The organism is Streptomyces sp. NPDC002055 (assembly GCF_040296705.1).
Classification (GTDB): domain Bacteria; phylum Actinomycetota; class Actinomycetes; order Streptomycetales; family Streptomycetaceae; genus Streptomyces.
In genome coordinates this window covers 59,196-85,393 of the sequence record NZ_JBEOXS010000008.1, presented here as the reverse complement: position 1 = coordinate 85,393, position 26,198 = coordinate 59,196, and the positions used below count along the sequence as shown (strand labels likewise).

The window sequence follows — 26,198 nt, the reverse complement described above, 5'->3', positions numbered from 1 at the left end:
GCGGGGCTCCCGGCTCAGCAGTCCGGCTCGGCGGCGTCGACCTGGTGGAAGAGCCCGCCGCGCCGCTCGTAGACCAGGACCCCCGCGTTCGGCGTCTTGCGGGCGCGGACCTCGTCGACCAGCTCAGTGACCGGGCGCCGCTCCAGCACGCTGCGCAGCGCGAGGATCGCGGTGTGGTGGGTCATGGCCACCACAGCCGGCGCGCGCTCCTCGAGGTCGTCGACGAACGCCGCCGCCCGGCGCATCACGCCGACCGCCAGCGATTCGCCGCCCTCGCCCGGAGGCGTCCACAGGTGCTTACGGGTCTGCCGGTCGACCTCGCACGCGGGCCAGGTCGCGAACAGCTCCGCCTTGGTCATGTACGTGGCATCGCCGTAATGCTGCTCGCACAGCAGCGCGGTCACGTCGACCGGCCTGCCGGGGAGTGCCAGTTCCACGGTGTCCAGGGCTCGCCGGTAGGGCGAGGAGTACACGTACGGGTCACGGCCCACGAGGATCTCCAGCGCGGTACGGAGCCACTGGCACTGGCGGAAACCGCGGGGCGTCAGCCCGACGAGGTCGCGGGACAGGGCGTGCGCGGCCCGGCTGTTCCACGGCCGCGGGTCCTGGTAGAAGCTGGTGTGCTTGGTCGCGTTCTCGACCGACTCGGCATGGCGAACAATGGTGAGGAGCATGCGTTCACCCCAGTTCAGGCTGGCTGGAGAAGAACAGAAGGGTCTGTCGCGGATCGAGTTGAGACCGGCGAGCAGCTGGCCGCCGATACTCACGACACGTTAGAACTAGGACTATCTTCGGGAGCATGTGATGCACCGTCAATAGGGCTAGGACTATCGAGTGAGGTTGTCCGAATCCACGCGACACTGGAGGTACGGATGAGCAGCCCCGCCTACCGGCAAATGGCCGCCGAACTGCGCGCCGCCATCGAGGACGGGACCTACCCCGCGGGCGGGACCCTGCCGAAAATCGTCGACCTCGCCCAGCAGCACGGCGTCGCGAAACAGACCGCCCGCGAAGCAGTAGCCGAACTTGAGGCCGAGGGCCTGGTCGACGTCACCCGCCGCCGCGGCACCGTCGTGCGCACTCCGCCGACCCGCCGCCGGCTCACCCGCAGCCGCCAGGTCTACCGCGACGACCGCGGCTACTACTTCGACGCCTCCGCCCAGAGCTGGATCGCCCTCGAATCACCTACCGTCACCTGGGCGCCCGCCCCCCGCGACATCGCCGCGCTGCTTCGTCTTCCCGAAGGCGAGGAGCAGGACGTCCTGGTGCGGGACCGCCTCATGGGCGACCCTGCCACAAGGACGCCCCTCCAGCTGGCCACCAGCTACCTGCCTGCTCCTGTCGCCCGCGGTACCCGGCTCGCGGAGACGGACACCGGTCCCGGAGGCATCTACGACCTGCTCGAGCAGATGGGCCACGCCCCGCTCTCCTGGGAGGAGGCCGTCAGCGCCCGCATGCCCACCCCCGTTGAGAGCGACCGCCTGCACCTCCCAAGAGGAGTCCCGGTCCTGCGCATCACCCGCACGACCACGGGACCCGACGGCACCGTCCTCGAGATCAACGACACCCGCATGTCCGCCAGCACCTTCGATGTCGGCTACGCCCTCACCCGGCACCCCACCGCCGAACACCCGTGACGGGACGGCCTTCCGGCGCTGATGCGCGTCTCGCGCGGAGCCACCCGTTCAGCGTGTATCGCCGGAGTGGTAGAAACGGCAGCTCACACCGGGGCCCGGAGGGCGGGGCTCGCCGGGGCGCGGGTCGTACAGAGCGCGGCCGCCGGGCCAGGTTCCGGCCTGCGCTGTCGGTGCCGACTGCGAGCGGAACAGGCCGCGCTTGTTCTTCAGCTCCGCTTCCGCCACCTCCCTGGCCGCGGCTTCCTGCGTCTGGAAACGTGCGGCCTTCTCCGCCCTCACCTGTTCATAGTGTTCGTCCAGGCACGGCCTGCACAGCTCATCAACCTCACTGCGCCAGTTGGACTGCCGGATCGACTGCCGGCGCTCATCGGTGAACTTCCCTCCGCAGCGGGTGCACACCGGCCGCTGCGCCGCTGCGCGGCCTCACGCTCTGCGGCACGGCGGCGCGCCTCCTCCCGCTAGGAGCATCGCGGGCACGCCGGCGTCCGGGGCGCGCACGCCCTGGGCTCGGCGGCACCCAGCCCGCGGCGCGGCTGCCCGCACCCGGTGATCAGCGGCCCCCGGACGGTTCAGCGCCCCCGGGTGAGGCGGGCGTGCAGGCTCCGTGCCGTGGCGTCGGTCAGCGCGGCGATCTGGTCGACGACGACCCGCTGCCGCGCCCGGTCGTCGTCGGCCGCGTGGTACAGCGCGCGGAACTGCGGGTCGAGGCCCTCGGGGGCGCGGGCGCTGAGGGCCTCGGCGAGCTCCCCGAGGACGACGCGCTGGTCGGCCCGGACCTGTTCCTGCTCGTCGCGCTGCATCACATAGAGGTCGGCGACGGCCTTCAGCACCGCGCACTCCAGCCGGGCCGCCCGCGGGACGACCAGTTCGGCGGCGTAGCGGGTGAGCCGGCCGGGCCCGTACGCCTTGCGGGTGGCGCTCTCCGCGGCGAGGCAGAACCGCCCGATGAGCTGGCTGGTGGCGTCCTTGAGACGGGCCTGGGCGAGGGCCGAGCCGTCGTAGCCGTGCGGCCACCACTCCTGCTCCATCAGGCGGTCCAGGGCCTCGGCGAGCTCGTCCGGTTCGGTGCCGGGCGGGGCGTAGCGGGCGACGGCGCAGGCGAAGACCTCCCTGCGCTCGGGCTCGGCGAGCAGCAGACCGGGGTCGAGATGCCCGGCGTGCAGCCCGTCCTCCACGTCGTGGACGGAGTACGCCACGTCGTCCGACCAGTCCATGACCTGGGCCTCGAAGCACTGCCGGTGCTCCGGCGCGCCCTGCCGCAGCCAGTGGAACAGCGGGAGGTCGTCGGCGTAGACGCCGAACTTCGGGGAGTCGGGGTCGGTGGGGTGACCGCCGCGCGCCCAGGGGTACTTGGTGGCGGCGTCGAGCGCGGCGCGGGTGAGGTTGAGACCGACGCTGACCTGCTCGCCGTCCGCGTCGCGCAGGAACCGCTTGGGCTCCAGGCGGGCGAGCAGCCGGAGCGACTGGGCATTGCCCTCGAAGCCGCCGCAGTCCTTGGCGAAGTCGTTGAGGACCTGTTCGCCGTTGTGCCCGAACGGCGGGTGGCCGAGGTCGTGGGCGAGGCAGGCGGTCTCGACGAGGTCCGGGTCGCAGCCCAGCGCCGCCCCGAGCTCCCGCCCGACCTGGGCGCATTCGAGGGAGTGGGTCAGCCGGGTGCGCGGGCTGGCGTCCCAGGACAGCGAACGGTCGCCGGAGGCCGGGTCGTGGGGCGCCGAACCGGGGGTGACCACCTGGGTCTTCCCGGCCAGCCGGCGCAGCGCGGCGGAGTGCAGGACCCGGGCCCGGTCGCGCTGGAAGGCCGTGCGGCCGGGGCGCTTGTCGGGCTCGGGGGCCCGGCGCTGGACGTCCTCCCCGGCGTAGGGGCCGTACTGCTCCTGTGCGGTCTCCCGCGCGGGAAAGGAGCTCACCCGGTCGTTTCCTGCCATACAGGGACGGTAACGGGCCCGGCCGACAGCCGGGGCACCGCCTGTCACGCGGGGGAGGAATCGGTTCCGCACCGCGCTCCGCCCTCGGCCCTCTGCCCTGGGTCCTCTGCCCTGGGTCCTCTGCCCTGGCTCCTCTGCTCTCGGTCCTCCGCCCACTGCCCTCTGCTCTCCGCCCTCGGCCCTCTCCTCGCTGCCGTCCCGCGGGGTCCGGCGCGCCGTCGTGGGGTCTGCCGCCGGGCCGCCCGCGGTCGTGGGGCCGCCGCCCGCCCGCTGTCGTGGGGGCCGCCGCCCGCCTGCTGTCGTGGGGGGGGCCGCCGTCGCCCCACCCGCGGTCGCGGTTCCGCCGGCAGCGTCCCGCCCGCTGTGGCGGGACGGCGCCGGCCCGGTGCGGCCCCGGGCCGGGACGTCACACGGTGTCCCGGGGCCGGGGCTGTCACGCGGACCGGGAGCCCGGAGCGTCACGCCGCGGCCGGGCGCCGCTCCATCATCCGTACCGGTGCGGTGGCGAGCGCCTCGTCGTAGCGGTGCAGCAGCAGCCGGGCCATGGCCGGGTGCGCGCCGAGCGGCGCGGCGGCGACCCCCGGGGCCTCGGCGGCGCTCCGGGCGGCGAACCGGCCCGGGGCGGTGTAGTAGGAGGCGACGGCGATGCGCCCGTGGCCGCGGGCCCGGAGCTCGGCCACCGCGTCGGGCACGGTGGGGCCCGCGGCCGAGGCGTAGGCGGGCAGGACGGGCACTCCGCCGAGCCGGGCGGAGAGCAGTTCGGCGGTGGCCGCGGTGTCGACGGCGGAGTCGGGGTCGCGCGAGCCCGCGGCGGCCAGCACCACGGCACCGCGCTGCATTTCTGTCCGGTTTACTGCCGGTTCAGTGTAGTCTGCGCCCGTGCCGCTGGAGTGGCCGGTTACCGCGGTACCGCCCAGGTGGTGGCCGGAATCCGGCGCCCCCACGGCGGGCCAGCCCGCTTCGACGAGCCGGCCGTGCAGGGCCTCGGCGAGCAGCGGGTGCGGGCCGAGCGGCGCGGCGATCCGGGCCCGCAACCCGGCCGCGGCGGCGAGGGCCTCCGGAATGTCGTGCTTCACATGGTGACCGCGGCCGAGCAGCAGCGGCACCAGCACCGCCTCGCCGCGCAGGGCGGCCAGCGTGTCGGGCAGCAGCGGCGCGTTGAGCTCGATGTGCCCGAGCCGGACGGGGACCTCGGGCCGCAGGGCCCGGACCCGGTCGAGGAGAGCCCGGACGGTGCGCAGGGCGCGCGGGTCGCGGCTGCCGTGGGCGACGGCGACCAGGGCCGGGGGCCGTCGGCGGCCCCCGGGCAGCGGACGCCGCGGACTACGGGCGCCGGCGTGCGGCAACTGGCTGCTGAGCTGTGCGGTGATGCGGAACATGAGCTGCGCCGTACTGTCGAGGGGGACCGGAACCGGCCGGCCGGGCCTCCGGGGCCCGCTGCCGGGGTGGGACGAGGGTGGCCGAGGGGTGCCCGCGGGCGGTGTCGACGCCGTCATGAAGGAAGTCTGGCCACCGGTCGTTGCCGGGCGATTGCGGCCGGATGACACCTGGTTTCGGAGGCCTCACGGTGCGTCGAGCCCGACGGGGAAGCCCGCGCCAGGAGAGCCCGCGGACCGCCGGTCGCCCCCAGGGCCCGCGGACCGCCGGTCGCCGCGCGGACCGCCCGGTCGATCACTCGTGCGAACCGTTTCCGTCCATCCGTCGTCCTTCCCCTCGGTGGGGAAGCGATCAGGCCCGTGGGTGGGAAGCGATCAGGGGAGGATCGGATGGGCGGACCTCGGCTGCCACGGTTCCAGGGAAGCGGGCCGGCGGGGAGGCCGCGTCCCGAGGTGCGCACATCGTGGCCCGGACATCGGAGATCGTGGCTCGGCATCCGGAATACCGGACTGCGCAGAGCATGGCCCGGGCTCCAGCGGCTGTGCACCGCATGGCGAACCTGGCCCCTCCGGAAGCAGCGGCGGGCCGTGCGGGCCGCCGTGCTGGCCTGCGTACTGGCGCTGCTGCCGATGACCTGGCTGTACGCGACCACGTCCGACCGGATGCGCGATGTCGCGGGCGCCCCGTCCGCGCCGGTGGCCGTGGTCTTCGGCGCCGGGCTGTTCGGGGGCCGGCCCACGCCGTACCTCGCGCACCGGCTGGAGGCGGCGGCCGAGCTCTACCGGCAGGGGAAGGTCCGGGTCGTGCTGGTGACCGGCGACAACAGCCGGACCGACTACGACGAGCCGGACGCGATGCGCGGCTACCTCATGCGGCACGGGGTACCGGGGCGCCACATCGTCAGCGACTACGCGGGCTTCGACACCTGGGACTCCTGCGCCCGGGCGAAGCGGATCTTCGGGGTGGACCGGGCGCTGCTGGTCAGCCAGGGGTTCCACATCCGGCGGGCGCTGGCGCTCTGCGGGGCCGCGGGCATCGACGCGTACGGCGTCGGGGTGGCCGAACCCCAGGACGTCACCTGGTGGTACGGCGGCACCCGGGAGATCGCCGCCGCGGGCAAGGCGGCCCTGGACTCGGCCCTGCGCCCGGAGCCGCACTTCCTCGGCCCCCGCGAGCACGGGGTGACCCGGGCGCTGGGCGGCTGAGCGGTGCCGTGACGGGGGAGCCGCCGTGACGGCGGACCGGTGCCGTGACGGCGGACCGGCCCCACTCCTCACCCCGCCCCCGCGCGCCCGCTGAGGTGACCGTGCGCCGGGTGTAACCCGGGGAGTCCCGGGGCGTAACACCCCCGACGCACGCTGGCCGCATGCGCACCGAGACCGCGGCCCCCGTCGACACCCACTGTCCGTACTGCTCGCTGCAGTGCGGCATGGGACTGCAGCCCGGGGCGGGCGGGGTGGAGGTGGTGGAGCGGACCGCGTTCCCCGTCAACCGGGGCGCCCTGTGCGGCAAGGGCCGGACCGCGCCCGCCGTGCTGTCCTCCCGGGTACGGCTGACCGAGCCGCTGGTCCGCTCCCCCGCCGGGGAGCTCGAACCGGCCGGCTGGGAGGAGGCCCTGGACCGGGTCTCCACCGGTCTCGCCGGGGCGCGCGCCGGGCACGGGCCGGACGCGGTCGGTGTGTTCGGGGGCGGCGGGCTGACCAACGAGAAGGCGTACGCCTTGGGCAAGTTCGCCCGGGTGGCGCTGGGCACCTCGCAGATCGACTACAACGGGCGCTTCTGCATGGCGTCGGCCGCCGCCGCGCACCAGCGGGCGTTCGGGCTGGACCGCGGGCTGCCGTTCCCGCTGGCGGACATCCCCGGCGCGGGCTGTGTGATCCTGGTCGGCTCCAACCTCGCCGAGACCATGCCCCCGGCCGTCCGCTACCTCACCGAGCTGAAGGAGAACGGTGGGACCCTGATCGTCATCGATCCGCGCCGGACCCGCACCGCCGACCAGGCCGACCTGCACCTCGCGCCGCGCCCCGGCACCGATCTGGCCCTCGCCCTGGGCCTGCTGCACCTGGTGGTCGCGGAGGGCAGGCTGGACGAGGAGTTCATCGCCGCCCGGACGTCCGGCTGGCCCGAGGCCCGCGCCGCGGCGATGGCGCACTGGCCGGAGCTTGTGGAGCGGATCACCGGTGTGCCGCTGCCGCAACTGCGCCGGGCGGTGGCCCTGTTCTGCGACGCGCCCGCCTCGATGGTGCTGACCGCCCGCGGCCCCGAGCAGCAGTCCAAGGGCACCGACACCGTGGGCGCCTGGATCAACCTCTGCCTGGCGACCGGGAACGCCGGGCGCCCGCACGCCGGTTACGGCTGCCTCACCGGCCAGGGCAACGGGCAGGGCGGACGCGAACACGGCCAGAAGGCCGACCAGTTGCCCGGCTACCGCAAGCTCACCGACCCGGCGGCGCGCGCCCATGTGGCGGGCGTGTGGGGCGTGGACCCCGACGCGCTGCCGGGCCCGGGCCGCAGCGCCTACGAGCTGCTGGACGCCCTGGGCACCGAGGTGAAGGCGCTGCTGATGATGGGCTCCAACCCGGTGGTCTCCGCGCCCCGCGCCGCCCACATCGAGGAGCGGCTGCGCTCCCTGGACTTCCTCGCCGTCGCCGACGTGGTGCTCTCCGAGACCGCGCAACTCGCCGATGTGGTGCTGCCGGTGACGCAGTGGGCGGAGGAGACCGGCACCACCACCAACCTGGAGGGCCGGGTGCTGCTGCGCCGCCGGGCCCTCGACCCGCCGCCCGGGGTCCGTTCGGATCTGGACGTGCTCCACGGCCTCGCGGCCCGGCTGGGCCGGGAGAAGGGGTTCCCCACCGATCCGGAGGAGGTCTTCGACGAGCTGCGCCGCGCCTCGGCGGGCGGCCCCGCCGACTACTCCGGCATCACCTACGGCCGGATCGCCGCGGAGGACGGGGTCTTCTGGCCCTGTCCGGACACCGCCCGGCCGCACCCGGGCACGCCCCGGCTCTTTCTCGACCGGTTCGCCACGGACGACGGGCGGGCGCGGTTCGTCCCGGTGACGCACCGGCCCGCCGCCGAGGAGCCGGACGCCGACTACCCCGTGCTGCTGACGACGGGCCGGGTGCTGGCCCAGTACCAGTCGGGGGCCCAGACCCGGCGGGTCGACGAGCTGAACACCGCTGCCCCGGGGCCGTTCGTGCAGCTGCACCCGCAGCTCGCCGAGCGGGTGGGGGTGGCCGAGGGCAGCCCGGTGGCGGTGGTCTCCCGCCGCGGGCGGGCGGTCGCACCGGCCCGGATCTCGACCGACATCCGCCCCGACACGGTCTTCATGCCCTTCCACTGGCCGGGGGCCGGCCGGGCGAACTCGCTGACCAACCCGGCGCTCGACCCGACCTCGCGGATGCCGGAGTTCAAGGTCTGCGCGGTCCGGCTGGAGGCGGCCCCGGCGGACGGCTGACCCCGGTGGGAGGCGGTGGAGGACCGGTGCGGGCCGGTGCGGGCCGGTGCGGGACGGTGCGGGGCCAGGCCTGACCGGCCGCCCCCGATCCGGCCGGCGACGGCCGGACCGGCTCCTCCTGTGAACCGGGCCGGTGCGGGGACCGCGGCGGCACAGCCCTCGCCCCTCCGCCGCGGCGAGGCCCTCCGCCCGGCGCACCGGCCCGCCGGTGTCAGTGGGCGTCGATCTCCCGCAGATACGCCTGCTTGGCCGGCTCGTCCAGGAAGGACGCCCGGAAGGAGTTGCGGGCCAGGGTGCGCACCGTCTCCTCGTCCAGCCCCAGGGCGTCGGTCACGGCCACCATGTTGTCGTGCAGGTAGCCGCCGAAGTAGGCGGGGTCGTCGGAGTTGACGGTGACCAGCAGCCCGGCGTCCAGCATCAGCCGCAGCGGGTGGTCCTCCAGCCGGTCGATGACGCGCAGCCGGACGTTCGACAGCGGACAGACCGTCAGCGGCACCTGGTCGGCGACCAGCCGGGCGACGAGGGCCGCGTCCTCCAGGGACCGCACGCCGTGGTCGACCCGGTCGACGCCGAGCACGTCCAGCGCCTCCCACACATAGGAGGGCGGGCCCTCCTCCCCCGCGTGGGCGACGCACTTGAGACCGGCCTCGCGGGCCAGCGCGTACACCTCGCGGAAGGCGGACGGCGGGTTGCCGACCTCGGCGGAGTCCAGCCCGACCGCGGTGATCCGGTCCAGGTGGGGGCGGGCGCTCTCGAAGGTCGCCACGGCGGACTCCGGGCTCTCGTCCCGCAGGAAGCACATGATCAGCCGGGTGGTGATGCCGTGCTTCTCCGGGGCGGCGTCCAGCGCGCGGGCGAGGCCGTTGATCACGGTCCCGATGGGCACCCCGCGCGAGGTGTGGGCCTGCGGATCGAAGAAGATCTCGGCGTGCCGGACGCCCTGCTCCCGGGCGCGGGCCAGATAGGCGTCGGCCAGGTCCGCGAAGTCGTCCTCGGTGCGCAGCACCGCCATCAGCGCGTAGTAGAGGTCCAGGAAGGACTGCAGGTCGGAGAAGGAGTACGCGGCGCGCAGCGCGTCCTGATCGGCGTACGGCAGCCGGATCCCGTTGCGCTCGGCGAGCGCGAAGGCGAGCTCGGGCTCCAGGGTGCCTTCGATGTGAAGGTGCAGTTCTGCGGTGGGGATCGGGCGCACGGGCGGGAACACCTGCTCTGTGTTGCGGGGACGGTCCGGTACCGGGGGCGGGGCCGACCGCCGGGGTGCGGGGCTGTGGGGCTGTGGGTTACGGGGCTGTGGGGCTACGGGCTGTGGGGTTGCGGGCCTCAGGGCTACGGGGCTGTGGGCGTGCCGGCCGCCCCGGAAGCGGAAGTGATCATTCAGGGTCAGGAGTCATTCAGGGTAACGCGCCGATCCGGACGGCCAGTCGCCGCCGCGCACCTGCCTGCCGGACGTGCGCAGCCGCCTGGCCACCGGTTCCGCGGCGAGGTAGACCCAGGCGCGGGCGGCTCCGCCGGCGGCGGGCAACACCTCGCGGACCACGCGTTCGTAGATGTTCGCGGGGTCGCCGGGGGCGTAGTCCTCCAGCTCGTCGAGGGCCGCGAGCAGCGCGGCGTAGTGCGCGGCGGCGGGGGTGACGAGCTCGCCGCGGATCTCTCCCCGCGGGTCCTCCACGGCGTACGGCCAGCCGGGCCCCTCGTAGAGCACCGCTCCGCGCATCGACCCCGGCTCCTCGGCGACGGTGCGGCCGAGGAGGAAGCGGTCGTGGTTGACCTGGCCGGGCCTGAGCGTGCCGTAGACGAAGAAGGGCAGCCGCTCGGGGGCGGCCGGGTCCCCGGGGGTCGGTCGGGTCGTCATGGCAGGGGTACCTCCTCGGGGCCGGGGCGCTGGGACCAGCCTGCACCGGGGCGTCCCGGCGGCGGGGAGCGGGGGCCTCCCCAGGGCCCCTGACCGGGCGGTTTCTCCCGTACCGGGGCGGCTTCCCGGAGCACGCCCCGGCAGGCGCGGAAAGGCGTCCGCGGGGCCCCGGCCGTAAAATCCAAGACATGGGAGAGCGGCCGTTCGCGCCCGCCGCGCCGGAACTCGTCCTTGAAGCCGACGGCGACTCCCGGGTGATGCGTCCCAGCCGGTCGTACCACGTGGGGCGCGATCCCTCGAGCGACATCGTGCTGAGCGATGCCAGGGTCTCCTGGCACCACGCGGTGCTGCGGCCCTCCGCGGGCCACTGGATGCTGGAGGACACCGGCAGCACCAACGGCACGTACGCGAACGGGGAACGCGTCCGGCAGTCGGGGGTCGGGCCCGGCACCGTCATCCGCTTCGGCAGCCCCGCCGACGGCCCCCGCGCGGTGCTCAGCGGGCTGCCCCGGCCCCGGCCGTACGAACGGCCCCCCGCGGTCTCCCACCCCTCGGCCACCAACACCTTCCGGCGGCCGACCTCGGTCCGTCCGCTGTCCCCGGAGCGCACCGTGCGGATCGGCCGGGCGGCCGGCAACGACCTGGTCGTCGCCGATCTGTCGGTGTCGCGGCACCACGCCGAGCTGCGGGCCACCGGGGTGGACGGCGGGCACGAGATCGTGGACCTCGGCAGCCACAACGGCACCTATCTGAACGGGCAACGCGTACTGCGGGCCCTGGTCGGGCCCGGGGACATCATCGGCATCGGGCACTCCGCGTTCAGCCTGGCCGGGGACGAGCTCCAGGAGTTCGTCGACACCGGCGAGGTGTCGCTCGCCGTCCAGGACCTCACGGTGCGGGTCGACCGGGGGCGGCGGACGCTGCTGGACGACGTGTCTTTTCCGGTGGGCGAAAAGTGCCTGCTCGCGGTGGTCGGACCGAGCGGCGCGGGGAAGTCGACGCTGCTCAACGCGCTGACCGGGCTGCGGCCGGCGGACCGGGGCACGGTGCTCTACGACGGCCGGGACCTGTACCGGGACTACGCGGAGCTGCGGCAGCGCATCGGGCTCGTCCCGCAGGACGACATCCTGCACACCCAGCTGACGGTGCGCCGGGCCCTCGGCTACGCCGCCCGGCTGCGCTTCCCCGAGGACACCGCGAAGGCCGAGCGGCAGGCCCGGGTGGACGAGGTGATCCACGAGCTGGGTCTGGACCAGCGGGTGCGGCAGCACGTCCACAGCCTCTCCGGGGGCCAGCGCAAGCGGGTCAGCGTGGCGCTGGAGCTGCTGACGAAGCCGTCGCTGCTCTTCCTCGACGAGCCCACGTCCGGTCTCGACCCGGGCATGGACCGCTCGGTGATGCACATGCTGCGGGGGCTGGCGGACGACGGGCGCACCGTCATCGTGGTGACGCACAGCGTGCTGAGCCTGGACGTGTGCGACCGGCTGCTGGTGCTGGCGCCCGGCGGGCGGATCGCCTACTACGGGCCGCCGGAGGAGAGCCTGGCGTACTTCGGCTTCCGGGAGTGGCCGGAGGCGTTCGAGGCCTTCGAGAACGACACCGGGCGGGACTGGGCCGGGCGGTTCCGCGCCTCCGCGCAGTACCGGCAGTACATCGTGGCCGCCACGGAGCAGCCGCAGCGCCCCCGGGAACCGGCGCAGAGCTCGGTGGCGCCGCCGAAGGCCCAGAGTTGGGGGTCGCAGCTGTGGACGCTGATCCGGCGGTACGCGGCGGCGCTCGCCGCCGACCGGACCTTTCTCGCCGTCATGGTCGTGCTCCCCTTCGTGATGGGCGCGATGGCGCACGCCCTCGCCGGGAGCCGGCTCGGCCGGCAGGAGGCGATGAACACGCTGCTGATCCTGTGTGTGGGGGCGGTGCTGACCGGCGCCGCCAACGCGGTGCGGGAACTGGTCAAGGAGAGAACGATCTATCAGCGGGAGCGGGCCGTCGGGCTGTCCCGCTCGGCGTATCTGATGTCCAAGGTGGTGGTGCTGGGGCTGATCACCGTGGTCCAGGCGGTGGTGCTGACCGTGGTCGGGCTGTTCGGGGTGGACCTGAACGCCCCCGGCGGCGCAGGGGTGTTCCTGCCGGCCGGTGTCGAGATCGCGCTGGCCGTGGCGCTGCTGGGGTTCACGGCGATGATGCTGGGCCTGTTCGTGTCCGCCCTGGTGCGGAAGGAGGAGGTCACCATGCCGCTGCTGGTCCTCCTCGCGATCGTGCAGGTGGTGTTCTGCGGCGCGCTGCTGAAGCTGAGCGGAGTGCCGGGGCTGGACCAGCTGTCGTGGCTGGTGCCCGCGCGGTGGGGGCTGGCCGCCATGGCCGCCACGGTCGACCTGCAGCGCATCGTGCCGCAGAGCGTCGCGTCGGACCCGCTGTACGACCACGCGGCGGGGATCTGGGTGCTCGACATGGGCATGTTGGTGGTGCTGTCGGTGCTGCTGGGTTACGCGGTGACGAAGCTGCTGCGCCGCCACGAGCCGGACGTCATGCGGGAGTAGCGGGTGGTCGCGGTGCGCGGCGGAGTACCGGGCGGGTGCGGCGGCGTGCCAGGCGGGGGCGGCGGGGTGCCGGGCGGGTGCGGTAGCCCGTCCGGCCGGGGGCGGGACGGGGCGCGGGGCACGGCAGGGGGCGGGACGGAGCACAGCGCGGACGGCAGGGCGCAGGAAGCGGACAGCAGAGTGCAGGAAGGGCACGGCAGCGTGCAGGAAGCTGACGGCAGGGCATAGGAAGGAGCCGCCGATGACGACCGAGGCCGACTTCCGTCCGAGCCATGTGGTCCCCCGGGAGGGCATGGCCACCTGGTCGGCACCGGACGGTGCCTGGCCATCGGTCCCACTGGACCCGTTGCTGCCCGTCCAGGTGGTCGACCGCCGGGGGGACTGGGCGCTGGCGCTGTGTTCCAACGGCTGGTCGGCGTGGGTGGACGGGCGGCTGCTGGTGTCCGTGCCGCGCCACCCGCCCGCGCCCGGCCGCCCCGCCGTACGGGAGGCGGACCCCCGGCCGCTGCTGGAGCGGGTGGCCGACGAACTGGCCGAGTACCGGCACCTGGTGGCGGAGCTGGCGGCCGGGCGGCTGGACAGCGGCACGTTCCGGCAGCGGACCGAGGGCCGCCGGGTGGGCGTGGTCGTGGACGGCGAGTCGGTCTGGCTGTACGACGCGCGCCATGAGCGGTGGTGCTACTGCGACGGCACCTCGCTGCAGACGTTCGCCACGCCGGAGGGGCCGGTGCGGACCCGGTGGGGTGACGGCTGATGACGGGGCGGGAGCGGGAACCGGGTGAGCGGGAGCCGGACGCCGGTGCAGGCAGGGATCCGGGTGAGCGGGAACCGGACGCCGGTCCGGGTGGGGATCCGGGTCCGCTCGGGGCTGCCGGTGCCCGTCCCAGTGCGTCCGAGGGCCCCGGGCGGCGGGTCGCCACCTACCGGCTGGAGCAGGAGATCGGGCGGGGCGGCATGGCCGTCGTCTACCGGGCGGAGGACCTGCGGCTGGGCCGCACGGTGGCGGTCAAGCTGCTCGCTCCCGAACTCGCGCGCAACGAGACGTTCCGCCGGCGGTTCGAGCTGGAGTCCCGGGTGGCCGCGGCGATCGACCATCCGCACATCGTGCCGGTCTTCGAGGCCGGTGAGACGGACGGGGTGCTCTTCATCGCCATGCGCTACGTCGAGGGCCGCGACCTGCGGGCGCTGCTCGACCGGGACGGCCCGCTGTCCATCGAGGACGCCTGCCGGATCGCCGTCCAGGTGGCGTCCGCCCTGGACGCGGCCCATGCGCACGAACTGGTGCACCGGGACGTCAAGCCCGGGAACATCCTCGTCGCCGAGGGCACCGACGCCGACCACCCCGAGCACGTCTATCTGACCGACTTCGGGCTGACGAAACGGGCGCTGGCCCTCAGCGGGTTCACCAGCGCCGGGCAGTTCGTGGGGACGCTCTCCTACGTGGCGCCGGAGCAGATCTCCGGCCGCCCGGTCGACGGCCGCTGCGATGTCTACAGCCTGGCCTGCGTCGTGTTCGAGGCGCTGACGGGCGCCCCGCCGTTCCGCCGCGAGGACGACATCGCCCTGCTCTGGGCGCACCAGAACGACCCGCCGCCGGTGCTCTCCGAACGGCGGCCGGAACTTCCGCCGGCCGCGGACGAGGTGATGGCCAGGGCCCTGGCCAAGGCTCCCGACGACCGCTACGGCACCTGCCGGGAGTTCGTGTCGGAGCTGCGCACGGCGGGCCGGACCGTACGGCCCTCGGACACCGGGCACCGGCGGCCCGCGGAGCGGACGCCGACCCGGCTCGATGTGCGGCCGGGCGCACCGGAACCGCCGTCGGCCCCGCCCCCGCCGCCGCGCTGGGCGGCACCGGTCTTCGCCGTGCGGCGCGGCTGAGGACACCACGGCCGGACGGCCACAGTGACGGCGACGGCGACGGCGACGGCGACGGCGACGGCGGCCGACACAACCACCACGGCCACGGCCACCCGTACCGGCCGGGGCCACGACGGCGCCGTCCTCCCCGGAACAGCAGCCCAGCGCCCCCGCACCGCACCTCGCCCCAACTCCGTTCCTTGCTAGGGGATTTACCCGTTCGGGCGGCCCCCCGGCGGTCATCTGCCCTGTGGAATGATCAAGCAGAGTCGTTGCGAGGGGGAGTCGTCATGACCGTCACCGTCCGGCTGGCCGCCACGGCGTCCCGGCCCGCGCTGCTGCTGCGCCCCTGGGAGGACGGTGACGCGGACGCGCTGATCGAGGCGTACCGCGACCCCGCCGTGGGCCGGGCGAAGACACTGCGCGTGACGAACCACGCGGACGCCCGTCGCTGGCTGGACCTCGAACGGCAGGGCTGGGCCGACGGGCACCACCTCTCCTTCGCGGTGCTCATGGCCGCGGAGGACGGCAGGGACGAACCGGTGGGCTACGTGGTGCTGAAGCGTCCGGATCCCGCCGGGCCACGAGCCGAAGTCGGCTACTGGACGATGCCGCGCGCCCGGGGCCGGGGGGTGGCACCCCGCGCCCTGGAAGCGCTGACGTACTGGGCCTTCGAGACCTTCGCCGCCGAGGGGCTCGAGGAGTTGGAACTGCTGCACCAGGCGGACAACACCGCCTCCTGCCGGGTGGCGGAGAAGGGCGGTTTCCCCTTCGTCCGGGTACTGCCGCCCCGGCCGCCAAAGTTTCCGCTGGACGAACACCTGCACCTGAGGCGGGCCCCGGCACTGCCGGGCACCGGCGGAGCCTGAACTTCCGGGCCGGGCGCGGGCGGTCCGGCCTGCCGGGACGAGGCCGTCGCACCGCACCGTGCGCCGCCGACGCCCGAACACCGTGACGCCCCGAACACCGTGACGCCCGGAACACCGCGATACGCCCCGGGCCGCGGCCGGTGGGTCAGCCGGCTCCGGCGCGGACGGCCCCCGCCTCACCCTCCGGGCGGGCCGTCCGCGCCCTGTCCCGGGGCCTCCTCGTCCCGCGCCTCGACCGCGCCATGGTGGCGTACGCGCAGGGCGAGGAGCCCGCCGAGGAAGCCCGCGGCCAGGCCCCACAGCGCGCCGAAGCCGATCAGCGGCAGGAAGTTCGCCCGCAGGGAGACCTCGCCGCCCAGTCCGCCGCCGAGGTCCCCGACACCGATCACGGTGAGGCCGTAGTGCGCGGAGATCCTGGTCAGCAGCCCGATCACCAGCATCGTCAGGGCCATCGCCAGGCCGAGGTGCCAGGCGTGCTGCCAGGGCCGGATCCGGGCGGGTGAGCGGACCGCGGTGAGGAAGCCCGCCCCGAGCAGCGCGACCACGGCCACGACGACCAGCACCCAGGCCCGGTCGTCGCGTTCGGCCACCGCGGCCAGGTCGAGCGTCGCATTGCCGCCGCCGGACGTGCGCAGCACCTCGTCGAGCACCCGCGGCACGGGCAGGCCGATGCCCTCGGCCACCCGGCCGTCCCAGGAGCCGCCGATGCCGACGCCGAACGCCAGCCACACCAGGTTGGGCAGCCCGAGCAGCATCGCGGCCAGGGTCTCCGCGGGGTGCCCGCGGGTGGCGGCCACCACCAGCCCGACGACCACGCCGATCGCCACATAGAGCAGCAGCACCGCCACCATCGCGAACGCGGGTGGCCGTACGGACTCCTGGAAGTGCAGCAGCCGGGACGGCAGCGGGGCGCGGTGGGAGACGAGGAAGGTGAGCGCCAGCACGGCCAGCAGCCACAGCAGGCCGAACCCCAGGGTGGCCGGGACGTCGGCCCGGAAGCCCACGGTCGGGTTGGTGTCGAGCAGATCGCCGATGTCCTCGGCCAGGCCGCCACCCAGGGACACTTCGAACGTGTGGCGGGCGAGGAGGGCGAGCAGCACCAGCATCAGGCACCACAGCACCGCCGTCCGGACGACCCGGTCGAGCACCTCCCGGCCCGTGGCCACCGCCCGGTGCCGCAGCGGCAGCAGGAAGAGCACCGCCACGACGAGGGCACCGGCGAGCGTCACCGACAGCGGGACGACCTCGATGGCCGCGTCCGTCTGTGCCAGGAACCCGGCGTCGCCGGAGAGTTGCACATCGCCGCCGACCGCCATGACGACCATGGCCACGACCACCCGGGGGTACGCCTCGCCCGGCAGGTCCGGGGCGCCCGCCGCCCACAGGCCGAGGCAGGCGACGACCAGCATCGTGACCACACCCGCCAGCACCACCACCAGCGCGTCCAGCCAGGCGCGCACGGGCAGCAGGGCCGGTGGTTCGCTCCCCGTGTCACCCGGGGCGGGGCGTCGCATCTGGCTCACGCAGTCTCCTACGGACTCACGCCACGTCCTACCGACTCACACCGTCCACGGACTTCACGCTGTCCGCCTGCGGACCCGCGCCGCATCCCGCGGGCGGGAGCGTCGTGGGGCGCCCCGACCGGATGGCCCGATTCCTCGTCCCACCGTAAGCACGGGGCCGCCGCCCCGCTTGCGGACGGTGAGGATGCGCCGCACACAATGAGACGAAACAGACCATTGGGGTAACGATGTCTCCCTGAAGTGAGGTAACGGTGTCTCCCGGAAGCCCGCGCCACGGGCGCTCCGGGAACCCCGCGCTTCGCCCCTCCCCGCGGAAGCACGGCTCGGGCCCTCCCGGGCGTCCGGCGGCCCGGCACGCTCCCCGGGCATGCGGCGCCCTCCGGCGTTCCCGAACGGTGCTCCGCGCCGGGAAGCCGGGCCGCCGTAGCCGTACTGCTCGGAGGGTTCGCCGGCTGTTCGGAGATTCGCCGCAGTCCGGAGGTCGCCGCCGTTCGAAGGTTCGCCGCCGTTCGGAGCTTCGCCGCACAGACCGGGATCACGCCGGGAAGGAGAGCCCGTGACCTCCCCACCCCCGCCCGGCCGCCGTCCAACGGGCCCGCCGTCGGGGCCGCTGTCCGGTCGGCCGACGGAGCCCGGCTCGTCCGGTCCGCCGGGCGCCTCCGGCCCGCCGGGCTCGTCCGAGCCTCCGGAGCCGCTCATTCCGGGACCGCCGGAGGGTCCGCCGCCCGGCGGCTCCGGGGGATTCGGCGGTCCGGAGGGGCCGGGAGAGCCGGGCGGCGGTGCGGGCGGCGGGCCGGGCGGGCGCGGACCGCGCCGCCCGTGGTGGCGCTCGGTTCCGCATCTCGCCGCGCTCGCGGGGCTGCTGGCGGCGGCCGTCGCGGTGATCCTCGTCCTCACCCGGTCGGCCGACGAGCCCGGTACGGGCGAGGTGTTCCTCCAGGCGGCCACCGACGGAGGCCGCGACCCGTTCACCGCGTCCACCGCCGAGGACTCCTCCGCCCCGGAGCGTCCCACCGCCACCCCGAGCGCGCCGTCCGCGACCGGCGGCATCCCGAGCATCACCGGCTCGACGCGCGGCCTCTACGGCGGCACCCGCGACGTCGCGAGCTGCGACGTCGAGCAGCAGATCGACTTCCTGTCCCGGAACCGGGACAAGGCCGCGGCGTTCGCCGGCGTCGTGGGCATCCCGCCGAGCCGGATCCCCTCGTACCTGCGCTCGCTCACCCCCGTGCAGCTGCGCATGGACACCCGGGTGACCAACCACGGCTACCGGAACGGCGAGGCGACCGCCTACCAGGCGGTCCTCCAGGCCGGAACGGCCGTCCTGGTCGGTCCGCACGGGCTGCCCCGGGTGCGCTGCGCCTGCGGAAACCCGCTGCAGCCGCCGGTGGCCGTGGAGCGGAACCCGAAGCAGACGGGGCAGGCCTGGGCCGGATACCAGCAGCCGAACGTGGTGGTCGTGGCCCCCGCGTCCCGGGTGATCGACGTCTTCGTCCTGTTCGACCCGGAGACGGGCACCTGGTTCGAACGCCGCCGCGGTGACGACACGGCACGGAACGACCGGGGCACGAGCCGCCCCTCCGACATCCCGGCGGCCTCCCCCGCGCCGCCGACCCGGGACGCCTCACCACCGACCCGGGGCCCCCGGAGCCCGGAGAGGTCCGAGCCTCCGGACACCGCCACGTCCCGGCCTCCCGAGACCCCGACGAGTGCGCCGACCGGCCCGGACAGCCCCGCTCCGGACGGCACACCACCGTGACCGTGCCGGGTCCGCTCGCCCGCCCGGAAGCACAGCGGAACGCCCGGCGGAACGCCTGGCGGAACGCCTGGCGGATCACCCGGCGAAGAGCCCACCGAAGAGCCCACCGAAGAGCCCGACGAAGCTACCGGCGAGGAGCCCGCAGCGGAACCCGGCAGGAGCACCCCGGGGAGCGCACCGGCCTCATCGCGCCGGCCCCGGACGGACCGGCCGGGGTGATCACGCCCACCCGGCGTGCACCGCAGGCAGGCCCGACGGGCCCGCGGCGGGGGCCGGTCAGGCCATCCACTGATCCCAGGCCAGCTTGCACACCAGGCCCACCACCACGACCACCAGGACGCCCCGTACGAAGCCGCTCCCCCGCTTCAGCGCCATGCGCGCGCCCACCGTGCCGCCCGCCAGGTTGAAGACGGCCATCAGGGCGGCGAGCCGCCAGAGAACCGTGCCCTGGACGGAGAACATCGCCAGCGCGCCCAGATTGGTGCAGACATTGACGACCTTGGTCGTGGCGGAGGCCGTCACCAGGTCCATGTGGAGGATCGCGGCGAGGGCGATGACCAGGAAGGTGCCCGTTCCGGGGCCCAGCAGGCCGTCGTAGAAGCCGATGCCCAGCCCCGCCACCAGGACGGCGGCGACGACGCGCTGCCGGGTCGCCGGGCCGGGTGCGGGCGCCGTGCCGAAGGCCGGCCGGAGCAGGACGAACGCCAGCACCCCGAGGAGCACCACCATGATCAGTGGCCGCAGCACCGCGCTGTCGATGCCCGCCGCGAACGAGGCTCCCGCGAGCGATCCGGCCAGTGCCGCCATCCCGATCCGCACGGCCGTCCGGACGTCGACCGGGGCTCTGCGCACGTAGGTGACCGCGGCGGCGGAGGTGCCGACGACCGCCACGGCCTTGTTGGTGCCCAGGACGTACACCGGCGGGAGGTGCGGCAGGCCGACCAGCAGGGCCGGGAGCTGGAGCAGACCGCCGCCGCCCACCACCGCGTCGATCCAGCCCGCCGCGGCGGCCGCGAGGCACAGCAGGAGCAGCGTTGTCAGAGATATGTCGGGCACCGCGGCAGCCTACGCGCCGCGGTGCCCGGCCTCCCGTCACCCGGCCGGCCGTCTCGCGGCTCGCCGGGCCCCGAGTCGCGCCCGGCCGCCCGGCCGGTCATCCATCCGCCCGGCCATCCGTCCGTCCGGGAGACGCAGCAGTGGGGCGGGGCCTGTTCGATGTCCGCCCGGCTGCCCCAGCGCCGGGAGCCGACAGGGCCCGCCCCCGCACGCCGTCGCCCCCGTAAGCCGTCCCCGGAAGTCGTCCCCGGAAGTCGTCCCCGGAAAGCGGGCTCACAGTTCCCCGCGGGCCGCGCTGAGGGCAGCGTTGCGCACGGGAAACAGGGGTGATGCGGGCGGGAAACGCACACCCCGCAGGCTTCGGAGCATGGCACCCGCGCAGCACGACCCCGCCCGCCCCGCAGGCCACCGCATCACGGTGGTCGGCGGCGGCATGGCCGCTGCCCGCCTGGTGCAGCAACTGGCGGCGCGCGGCGGTGCGGACGGCGGTCCGGCGCCGGCCGTCACGGTGATCGGCGAGGAGGCCCACGCGCCGTACAACCGGGTGCTGCTCGCCGACGTCCTGGCCGGCCGGTACGCGCCCGAGGTGATCGGGCTGCCCGCCCCGCCGTCCGCGGCGACCTGGCTGACCGGCGTCCGCGCCGTGCGGCTGGACCGCGCGGCGCGCGAGGTGTGCTGCGACGACGGGCGGCGCGTGCCGTACGACTCGCTGGTGCTGGCCACCGGCTCGAACCCGGTCCTGCCCCCGCTGCGCGGCCTGTTCGCGCCGGACGGCCATGACCTCCCCGAGGGGGTGCACGCCTTCCGCACGCTGGACGACTGCCTCGCGCTGGCCGCCGCCGTCCGGCCCGGCACCCGGGCCGTGGTCATCGGCGGCGGGCTGCTGGGGGTCTCCGCCGCCCGCGCGCTGGCCTCCCGCGCCGCGCAGGTGGTCCTGGCGCAGCAGGGCGAGCGGCTGATGGAGCGCCAGCTCGACGCGGGCGCCTCACGGCTGCTGCACGGACACCTGACGGAGCTGGGGGTCGAGGTGCACACCGAGTGCCGGGTCCGGGGTCTGCGCCTGCGGCCCGCCGGGAGCGGGGGTCCGGACCGGGCCGTCTCGGCCGTCGAACTCGCGGACGGCTTCCGGCTCGACGCCGATCTCGTCGTCCTCGCCTGCGGGGTCCGCCCCCGGGTGGGCCTGGCGCGGGCCGCCGGGCTGCGGACCGACCGCGGCATCGTCGTCGACGACCGGCTGCGCACCTCGGACCCCCGGATTCACGCGATCGGCGACTGCGCGGAGCACGACGGCGTGCTGTACGGCCTGGCCGGACCGGCGCAGGAGCAGGCCGACGCGCTCGCGGGCCTCCTCACCGGAGGCGCCGGGGACACCCCCGGGTACACCGGGACCCGCTCGCTGACCCGGCTCACGCTCTCCGGGCACGGGCCCCGAGGGGGCCGGGCCACGGCGCCGGACGCCACCGTTCCCGCCACAGGAACCGTTCCCGCCACGGGAACCGCCCCCGACACCACCGGCGCGCAGGCCCGCCGCGCGGCCGCCGTCGGCCCGGCCACCGCGACCACCGCGACCACCGCGTCCGCCCCGCTCCCCGAACCGGCCGCCGCCCCCGGGCCGTTCGACCTCGCCGCCTTCGGCGAGACCGAACCCGCGCCCGGCGACGACGTCATCCACCTCTCCGACGCCACCCGCGGCGCGTACCGCAAGGTCGTCGTCCGCGGCGACCGGCTCGTCGGAGGCATCCTGCTCGGCGATCTCGGCACCGTCGGCGCGCTCGCCCGCACCTGGGAGGGCGACGAGCCGCTGCCCTCCGCCCCGCTGCTCCACCTGCTCACCAACGATGGAGGCTCCTGATCATGGCGCTCGCGTCCCTGCCCACGATTGTGCTGATCGGCCACGGGATGGTCGGCCAGCGCTTCCTCGAGGCCCTCGCCGACCGCGGAGTCACCGACCGGGCGCGCGTCGTCGTGCTGTGCGAGGAGCCCCGCGCCGCCTACGACCGGGTCCAGCTGACCTCGTACTTCTCCGGCCGGACCCCCGACGACCTCTCCCTCGTCGAGGCCGGCTTCATGGCGCGCCACGGCATCGAGCTGCACCTCGGGGACCCGGCGGAGTCCATCGACCGCGCCGCCCGCACCGTGACCTCGCGCGCCGGACTGACCATCGGGTACGACACCCTCGTCCTGGCCACCGGGTCCTACCCGTTCGTGCCGCCCGTCCCGGGCAAGGACGCGACCGGCTGCTTCGTCTACCGCACGGTCGAGGACCTGCTCGCGATCGAGGAGTACGCGCAGGGCCGGACCACCGGCGCCGTCGTCGGCGGCGGGCTGCTCGGGCTGGAGGCCGCCGGGGCGCTCAAGGGCCTCGGACTGGACACCCACATCGTCGAGTTCAACCCCCGTCTGATGCCCGTCCAGGTGGACGAGGGCGGTGGCGCGGCGCTGCGGCGCACGGTCGAGGAGATGGGGCTGACCGTGCACACCGGCGTCGGCACCCAGGAGATCACCACGGACGGGGACGGCGCGGTCACCGGCATGTCCCTGTCCGACGGCTCCGAGCTCACCACCGGGCTCGTCGTCTTCTCCGCCGGGGTGCGCCCGCGGGACCAGCTCGCCCGGGAGTGCGGACTCACCGTCGGCGAGCGCGGCGGCATCGGCGTGGACGAACACTGCCTGACCTCCGATCCGTCGGTCTACGCGATCGGCGAGTGCGCGCTGGCGACGGACGGCCGGGTCTACGGCCTCGTCGCACCCGGCTACGAGATGGCCGAGACCGCCGCGGACGCCATCGCGGGCCGGGCCTCGGAGGGGTCGGGCTTCACCGGAGCCGACACCTCCACCAAGCTCAAGCTGCTCGGGGTGGACGTCGCCTCCTTCGGCGACGCGCACGGCACCGCCCCCGGCTGTCTCGACGTCGTCTACGCCGACTCCCGCGCCGGGGTCTACAAGAAGCTGGTGGTCGGCGCGGACGGCACCCTGCTGGGCGGCGTACTGGTCGGGGACGCCGACGCGTACGGCATGCTGCGCCCCCTCACCGGGACGGTGCCGCCCCTCTCGCCCGAGCAGCTGGTGCTGCCGGCCGGCGCGGGGGCGCCCGCCGCGCTCGGCCCGTCGGCGCTGCCCGACGACGCGGTCGTCTGCAACTGCCACAACGTCACCAAGGGCGCCATCCGCACCGCCGTCACCGAGCACCGCTGCACCGATGTCCCGGCCGTGAAGAAGTGCACCAAGGCGGGTACCGGCTGCGGCAGTTGCGTGAAGGTGCTCACCACCCTCGTCAACGACGAGCTGGAGGCCGGCGGCATCACCGTCGACAAGGGGCTGTGCGGCTGCTTCGAGCAGACCCGGGCCGAGCTGTACGAGATCGTGCGGGTCCGCGGCCTGACCACGCACGCCCAGGTGCTCGACGAGCACGGGCGGGAGGCGGCCCGCGGCGGCGACGGCTGCGAGATCTGCAAGCCCACCCTGGGCTCGATCATCGCCTCGCTCGCCCCCTCGATCGGCGCGGACGGCTATGTCCTCGCGGGTGAGCAGGCCGCCCTCCAGGACACCAACGACCACTTCCTCGCCAACCTCCAGCGGAACGGCTCGTACTCGGTGGTGCCCCGGGTCCCCGGCGGGGAGATCACCCCCGAGAAGCTGATCGTGATCGGCGAGGTCGCCCGGGACTTCGGTCTCTACACCAAGATCACCGGCGGTCAGCGCATCGACCTGTTCGGCGCCAGCGTGGACCAGCTGCCGCGCATCTGGGCCCGGCTGGTCGACGCCGGCTTCGAGTCCGGACACGCCTACGGCAAGGCGCTGCGCACGGTGAAGTCGTGCGTGGGACAGACCTGGTGCCGCTACGGGGTGCAGGACTCGGTCCGGATGGCGATCGACCTGGAGCTGCGCTACCGGGGGCTGCGCAGCCCCCACAAACTGAAGTCGGCGGTGTCCGGGTGCGCCCGCGAGTGCGCCGAGGCGCGCGGCAAGGACTTCGGGGTGATCGCCACGTCCAACGGCTGGAACCTCTACGTCGGCGGCAACGGCGGCGCCGACCCCCGGCACGCTGATCTGCTCGCCCAGGACCTCTCCGACGCCGAACTGATCCGGCTGATCGACCGCTTCCTGATGTTCTACATCCGCACCGCCGACCGGCTGGAGCGCACCTCCGCCTGGCTGGAGCGCATCGAGGGCGGGCTGGACCACGTACGGGACGTGGTGGTCCACGACTCCCTCGGCCTCGGCGACGAGCTGGAGCAGCTGATGGCCGACCACGTCGCGGGCTACCGCGACGAGTGGGCGGCGACCCTCGACGACCCCGACCGGCTGCAGCGCTTCGTCTCCTTCGTCAACGCGCCCGGCACGCCGGACCCGTCGGTGCGGTTCGTCCCCGAACGCGACCAGGTGAAGCCCGATCTGACCGTGCTGGCCGGTCCCGTCCTTCCTGTCCGGACCCTCGAAGGGAGCTCTGCCCGATGACACTCGCCCCGGAACACCCGCTCGCCCCCGAACAGCTCACCACGCGCGTGGAACTGCTCGTCGACCAGCGGTGGCTGGCCGTCTGCGACCTCGCCGCGCTCACCCCCGGGCGGGGAGTCGCCGCACTGCTGCCGGACGGCCGGCAGGTCGCGGTGTTCCTGGACCGCGGGGGCGCCGTGTACGCCATCGGCAACCAGGACCCGTTCACCGGCGCGTACGTCCTCTCCCGCGGGCTGGTCGGCCGGGCCGCGGAGGACGGCGGCACCGCTGCCGGGGAGGACGGCGGCACCGCTGCCGGGGAGGACGGCGGCACCGCTGCCGGGGAGGGCGGCGGCGGGAGCCCCGCGACGGCGGGCACCGACATCCCGGGCGCGGTGGAGGGCGCGCGGGCGTTCGTGGCCTCGCCGCTGCTCAAGCAGCGCTTCTGCCTCACCACCGGCCGCTGCCTGGACGACGCGTCGGTGACCGTGCCCGCATTCGCCGTCCGGCTGGGCTGAGCCCGGCCCGGCGGGCTCAGCGGTATTCCGGAGCCGGCGGCTCCGGCGGTGGTGCCCCGGCCCGGGGCAACCGTCCGGGCCGGGGGTTCGGGGGGCGGGCCGGGACGCCATGGGGCCGGTGGGAACGCCGTGCCCCTGGGGTTCCGGCCCGCGCGGGAGCACCGGAACCAGCCGTGCCGCCTCTCGCACAACGGCACCGCCGCGCCTAGGCTGACTCGCGGGTGACGCCATGGGACGGGACTGGGCCGGACGGGACGGCACCGGACAGAACGGCGCGGCCCCTCCGGCGACGAGGCGAGGAGACCGGTCATGACGGGCTGGACGGCGAACGACATTCCGGATCAGGCCGGGCGGACCGCCGTGGTGACCGGCGCCAACAGCGGCCTCGGCTATGTGACCGCCCGCGAGCTCGCACGCCGGGGAGCCCATGTGGTGCTCGCCTGCCGGGACGCCACGCGCGGCAAGGAGGCCGAGGCCCTCATCCGGAGCGAAGTCCCGGACGCCGACGTGCAGTTCGCCCCGCTCGACCTCGCGGATCTCTCCTCGGTGCACGACTTCGCCCGGTCCTTCGAGCGCGACCGGCTCGACCTGCTGATCAACAACGCGGGGGTGATGGCCCTGCCGCACCGGCGGACCATCGACGGCTTCGAGATGCAGTTCGGGGTGAACCACCTGGGGCACTTCGCCCTGACCGGCCTGCTCCTGCCGAAGCTGCTCGCGGCGCCCGCGGGCGCGCGGATCGTGACACTCTCCAGCGGGCTGCACGTCCTGGCCAACATCGACACGCGCGACCTCAACAGCGAGCGCGGTTACCGCCGCTGGGTGGCGTACGCGCGGTCCAAGAGCGCCAACCTGCTGTTCGTGCACGAGCTGGCGCGACGGCTGACCCGCGCGCACGCCCCGGTGACGGCCGCCGCCGCACACCCCGGCTACGCCTCCACCAACCTGGCCACCGCGGGGGTGCGGATGGAAGGCCGCCGGGCGGCCGAGACGATCGTGTCCGCCGGCAACCGGCTGCTGGCCCAGCCCGCCGGGAGCGGCGCGCTGCCCTCCCTGTACGCCGCCACCGCCCCCGGGGTGCACCAGGACGCCTACATCGGCCCGCGGCTGCACTGGCGCGGCGCACCGGTCCCCGCCCGACGGGCCCCGTGGACCCGCAACGACCTGGCGGGCGAACAGCTCTGGGGCGCCTCCGAGCGGCTGACCGGGGTGACGTACGCGGCGCTGGAGCGGTAGCGCGGAAGCGGGAGAACGGGAGCGGTAGAACGGGAGCGGGGGCCGAGCCCGACCGCGCCCGCACGGTGGAGCGGCCCGGGAATGTTTCCGCCTCCAGGATTGTATAAAGTTCAACCAATCCGTTGGCGCCCGTCCCGGGACCTCCGGGCCGCCAC

At 74.9% G+C, this 26,198-nt stretch carries 19 protein-coding genes; 12 read left to right on the top strand and 7 right to left on the bottom strand.

Annotation, left to right across the window (positions count from 1 at the left end; genetic code table 11):
• Positions 1–14: 14 nt before the first annotated feature.
• Entirely contained in the window at positions 15–674 is a 660-nt protein-coding gene (locus ABT112_RS06785; RefSeq protein ID WP_351506337.1) for a histidine phosphatase family protein, read from the bottom strand.
• A 198-nt stretch (positions 675–872) separates the two neighbouring features.
• Between ABT112_RS06785 and ABT112_RS06780 the strand changes: the two genes are divergently transcribed.
• Positions 873–1,637: a GntR family transcriptional regulator gene (locus ABT112_RS06780; protein ID WP_351506335.1), complete on the top strand. Its 765-nt coding sequence runs from the start codon at positions 873–875 to the stop codon at positions 1,635–1,637.
• A 569-nt stretch (positions 1,638–2,206) separates the two neighbouring features.
• Here ABT112_RS06780 and ABT112_RS06775 read toward each other — a convergent pair.
• Both ABT112_RS06775 and ABT112_RS06770 read right to left on the bottom strand, forming a co-directional pair.
• The gene (locus ABT112_RS06775; protein WP_351506333.1) at positions 2,207–3,562 is read right to left on the bottom strand and encodes a deoxyguanosinetriphosphate triphosphohydrolase; all 1,356 of its coding nucleotides are present in this window, start codon (positions 3,560–3,562) and stop codon (positions 2,207–2,209) included.
• 458 nt (positions 3,563–4,020) lie between these two features.
• A complete protein-coding gene (locus ABT112_RS06770; RefSeq protein WP_502975261.1) occupies positions 4,021–5,058 on the bottom strand; it encodes a sirohydrochlorin chelatase in 1,038 nt (345 codons plus the stop codon).
• 270 nt (positions 5,059–5,328) lie between these two features.
• On the opposite strand from ABT112_RS06770, the gene ABT112_RS06765 reads away from it, so the two are divergent.
• Both ABT112_RS06765 and ABT112_RS06760 read left to right on the top strand, forming a co-directional pair.
• Complete coding sequence (locus tag ABT112_RS06765; RefSeq protein ID WP_502975260.1) at positions 5,329–6,144, top strand: SanA/YdcF family protein; 816 nt, start codon at positions 5,329–5,331, stop codon at positions 6,142–6,144.
• A 161-nt stretch (positions 6,145–6,305) separates the two neighbouring features.
• Positions 6,306–8,399: a molybdopterin oxidoreductase family protein gene (locus ABT112_RS06760; RefSeq protein WP_351506329.1), complete on the top strand. Its 2,094-nt coding sequence runs from the start codon at positions 6,306–6,308 to the stop codon at positions 8,397–8,399.
• Positions 8,400–8,610: 211 nt separating this feature from the next.
• On the opposite strand, the gene ABT112_RS06755 is transcribed toward ABT112_RS06760, so the two are convergent.
• Positions 8,611–9,591 carry an adenosine deaminase gene (locus ABT112_RS06755; RefSeq protein ID WP_351506327.1) on the bottom strand — a complete coding sequence of 327 codons (981 nt, stop codon included), beginning with the start codon at positions 9,589–9,591 and terminating at the stop codon, positions 8,611–8,613.
• A gap of 195 nt (positions 9,592–9,786) precedes the next feature.
• Complete coding sequence (locus ABT112_RS06750) at positions 9,787–10,251, bottom strand: gamma-glutamylcyclotransferase family protein (RefSeq protein WP_351506325.1); 465 nt, start codon at positions 10,249–10,251, stop codon at positions 9,787–9,789.
• A gap of 188 nt (positions 10,252–10,439) precedes the next feature.
• Between ABT112_RS06750 and ABT112_RS06745 the strand changes: the two genes are divergently transcribed.
• The 4 genes from ABT112_RS06745 to ABT112_RS06730 all read left to right on the top strand — a co-directional run bounded on the left by ABT112_RS06745 (position 10,440) and on the right by ABT112_RS06730 (position 15,514).
• A complete protein-coding gene (locus ABT112_RS06745) occupies positions 10,440–12,788 on the top strand; it encodes an ABC transporter ATP-binding protein/permease (protein WP_351506323.1) in 2,349 nt (782 codons plus the stop codon).
• Between the two features lie 241 nt (positions 12,789–13,029).
• Positions 13,030–13,542 carry a hypothetical protein gene (locus ABT112_RS06740; RefSeq protein ID WP_351506321.1) on the top strand — a complete coding sequence of 171 codons (513 nt, stop codon included), beginning with the start codon at positions 13,030–13,032 and terminating at the stop codon, positions 13,540–13,542.
• A complete protein-coding gene (locus tag ABT112_RS06735; RefSeq protein WP_351506318.1) occupies positions 13,542–14,666 on the top strand; it encodes a serine/threonine-protein kinase in 1,125 nt (374 codons plus the stop codon). The genes ABT112_RS06740 and ABT112_RS06735 overlap by 1 nt, the downstream gene beginning before the upstream one ends.
• A 269-nt stretch (positions 14,667–14,935) precedes the next feature.
• Positions 14,936–15,514 carry a GNAT family N-acetyltransferase gene (locus tag ABT112_RS06730; protein WP_351506316.1) on the top strand — a complete coding sequence of 193 codons (579 nt, stop codon included), beginning with the start codon at positions 14,936–14,938 and terminating at the stop codon, positions 15,512–15,514.
• Between the two features lie 176 nt (positions 15,515–15,690).
• On the opposite strand, the gene ABT112_RS06725 is transcribed toward ABT112_RS06730, so the two are convergent.
• Positions 15,691–17,028 carry a streptophobe family protein gene (locus tag ABT112_RS06725; RefSeq protein WP_351506519.1) on the bottom strand — a complete coding sequence of 446 codons (1,338 nt, stop codon included), beginning with the start codon at positions 17,026–17,028 and terminating at the stop codon, positions 15,691–15,693.
• 565 nt (positions 17,029–17,593) lie between these two features.
• Between ABT112_RS06725 and ABT112_RS06720 the strand changes: the two genes are divergently transcribed.
• Positions 17,594–18,796, top strand: a complete 1,203-nt coding sequence (locus tag ABT112_RS06720) for a DUF6777 domain-containing protein (protein WP_351506314.1) — start codon at positions 17,594–17,596, stop codon at positions 18,794–18,796.
• Positions 18,797–19,072: 276 nt separating this feature from the next.
• Here the strand turns inward: ABT112_RS06720 and ABT112_RS06715 are convergent, their stop codons facing one another.
• Positions 19,073–19,852, bottom strand: coding sequence for a sulfite exporter TauE/SafE family protein (locus ABT112_RS06715; RefSeq protein WP_351506312.1), 780 nt, complete (start codon positions 19,850–19,852; stop codon positions 19,073–19,075).
• A gap of 367 nt (positions 19,853–20,219) precedes the next feature.
• On the opposite strand from ABT112_RS06715, the gene ABT112_RS06710 reads away from it, so the two are divergent.
• From ABT112_RS06710 to ABT112_RS06690, 4 genes are all read left to right on the top strand, one after another.
• Positions 20,220–21,704: an NAD(P)/FAD-dependent oxidoreductase gene (locus ABT112_RS06710; RefSeq protein ID WP_351506310.1), complete on the top strand. Its 1,485-nt coding sequence runs from the start codon at positions 20,220–20,222 to the stop codon at positions 21,702–21,704.
• A gap of 2 nt (positions 21,705–21,706) precedes the next feature.
• The gene (nirB, locus tag ABT112_RS06705) at positions 21,707–24,310 is read left to right on the top strand and encodes a nitrite reductase large subunit NirB (RefSeq protein WP_351506307.1); all 2,604 of its coding nucleotides are present in this window, start codon (positions 21,707–21,709) and stop codon (positions 24,308–24,310) included.
• Positions 24,307–24,807: a nitrite reductase (NAD(P)H) small subunit gene (locus tag ABT112_RS35315; protein WP_502975259.1), complete on the top strand. Its 501-nt coding sequence runs from the start codon at positions 24,307–24,309 to the stop codon at positions 24,805–24,807. Before nirB ends, ABT112_RS35315 begins: the two co-directional genes overlap by 4 nt.
• Positions 24,808–25,116: 309 nt before the next feature.
• Positions 25,117–26,043 carry an oxidoreductase gene (locus ABT112_RS06690; RefSeq protein WP_351506305.1) on the top strand — a complete coding sequence of 309 codons (927 nt, stop codon included), beginning with the start codon at positions 25,117–25,119 and terminating at the stop codon, positions 26,041–26,043.
• Positions 26,044–26,198: the final 155 nt, after the last annotated feature.

What these genes read in the sequence shown, in the direction of transcription:
- ABT112_RS06730 (WP_351506316.1), top strand. Translation starts at nt 14,936, where the DNA reads ATGACCGTCACCGTCCGGCTGGCCGCCACGGCGTCCCGGCCCGCGCTG.
- ABT112_RS06740 (WP_351506321.1), top strand. Translation starts at nt 13,030, where the DNA reads ATGACGACCGAGGCCGACTTCCGTCCGAGCCATGTGGTCCCCCGGGAG.
- ABT112_RS35315 (WP_502975259.1), top strand. Translation starts at nt 24,307, where the DNA reads ATGACACTCGCCCCGGAACACCCGCTCGCCCCCGAACAGCTCACCACG.
- ABT112_RS06785 (WP_351506337.1), bottom strand. Translation starts at nt 674, where the DNA reads ATGCTCCTCACCATTGTTCGCCATGCCGAGTCGGTCGAGAACGCGACC.
- ABT112_RS06770 (WP_502975261.1), bottom strand. Translation starts at nt 5,058, where the DNA reads ATGACGGCGTCGACACCGCCCGCGGGCACCCCTCGGCCACCCTCGTCC.
- ABT112_RS06725 (WP_351506519.1), bottom strand. Translation starts at nt 17,028, where the DNA reads ATGCGACGCCCCGCCCCGGGTGACACGGGGAGCGAACCACCGGCCCTG.
- ABT112_RS06780 (WP_351506335.1), top strand. Translation starts at nt 873, where the DNA reads ATGAGCAGCCCCGCCTACCGGCAAATGGCCGCCGAACTGCGCGCCGCC.
- ABT112_RS06710 (WP_351506310.1), top strand. Translation starts at nt 20,220, where the DNA reads ATGGCACCCGCGCAGCACGACCCCGCCCGCCCCGCAGGCCACCGCATC.
- ABT112_RS06765 (WP_502975260.1), top strand. Translation starts at nt 5,329, where the DNA reads ATGGGCGGACCTCGGCTGCCACGGTTCCAGGGAAGCGGGCCGGCGGGG.
- nirB (WP_351506307.1), top strand. Translation starts at nt 21,707, where the DNA reads ATGGCGCTCGCGTCCCTGCCCACGATTGTGCTGATCGGCCACGGGATG.
- ABT112_RS06745 (WP_351506323.1), top strand. Translation starts at nt 10,440, where the DNA reads ATGGGAGAGCGGCCGTTCGCGCCCGCCGCGCCGGAACTCGTCCTTGAA.
- ABT112_RS06735 (WP_351506318.1), top strand. Translation starts at nt 13,542, where the DNA reads ATGACGGGGCGGGAGCGGGAACCGGGTGAGCGGGAGCCGGACGCCGGT.
- ABT112_RS06750 (WP_351506325.1), bottom strand. Translation starts at nt 10,251, where the DNA reads ATGACGACCCGACCGACCCCCGGGGACCCGGCCGCCCCCGAGCGGCTG.
- ABT112_RS06775 (WP_351506333.1), bottom strand. Translation starts at nt 3,562, where the DNA reads ATGGCAGGAAACGACCGGGTGAGCTCCTTTCCCGCGCGGGAGACCGCA.
- ABT112_RS06690 (WP_351506305.1), top strand. Translation starts at nt 25,117, where the DNA reads ATGACGGGCTGGACGGCGAACGACATTCCGGATCAGGCCGGGCGGACC.
- ABT112_RS06760 (WP_351506329.1), top strand. Translation starts at nt 6,306, where the DNA reads ATGCGCACCGAGACCGCGGCCCCCGTCGACACCCACTGTCCGTACTGC.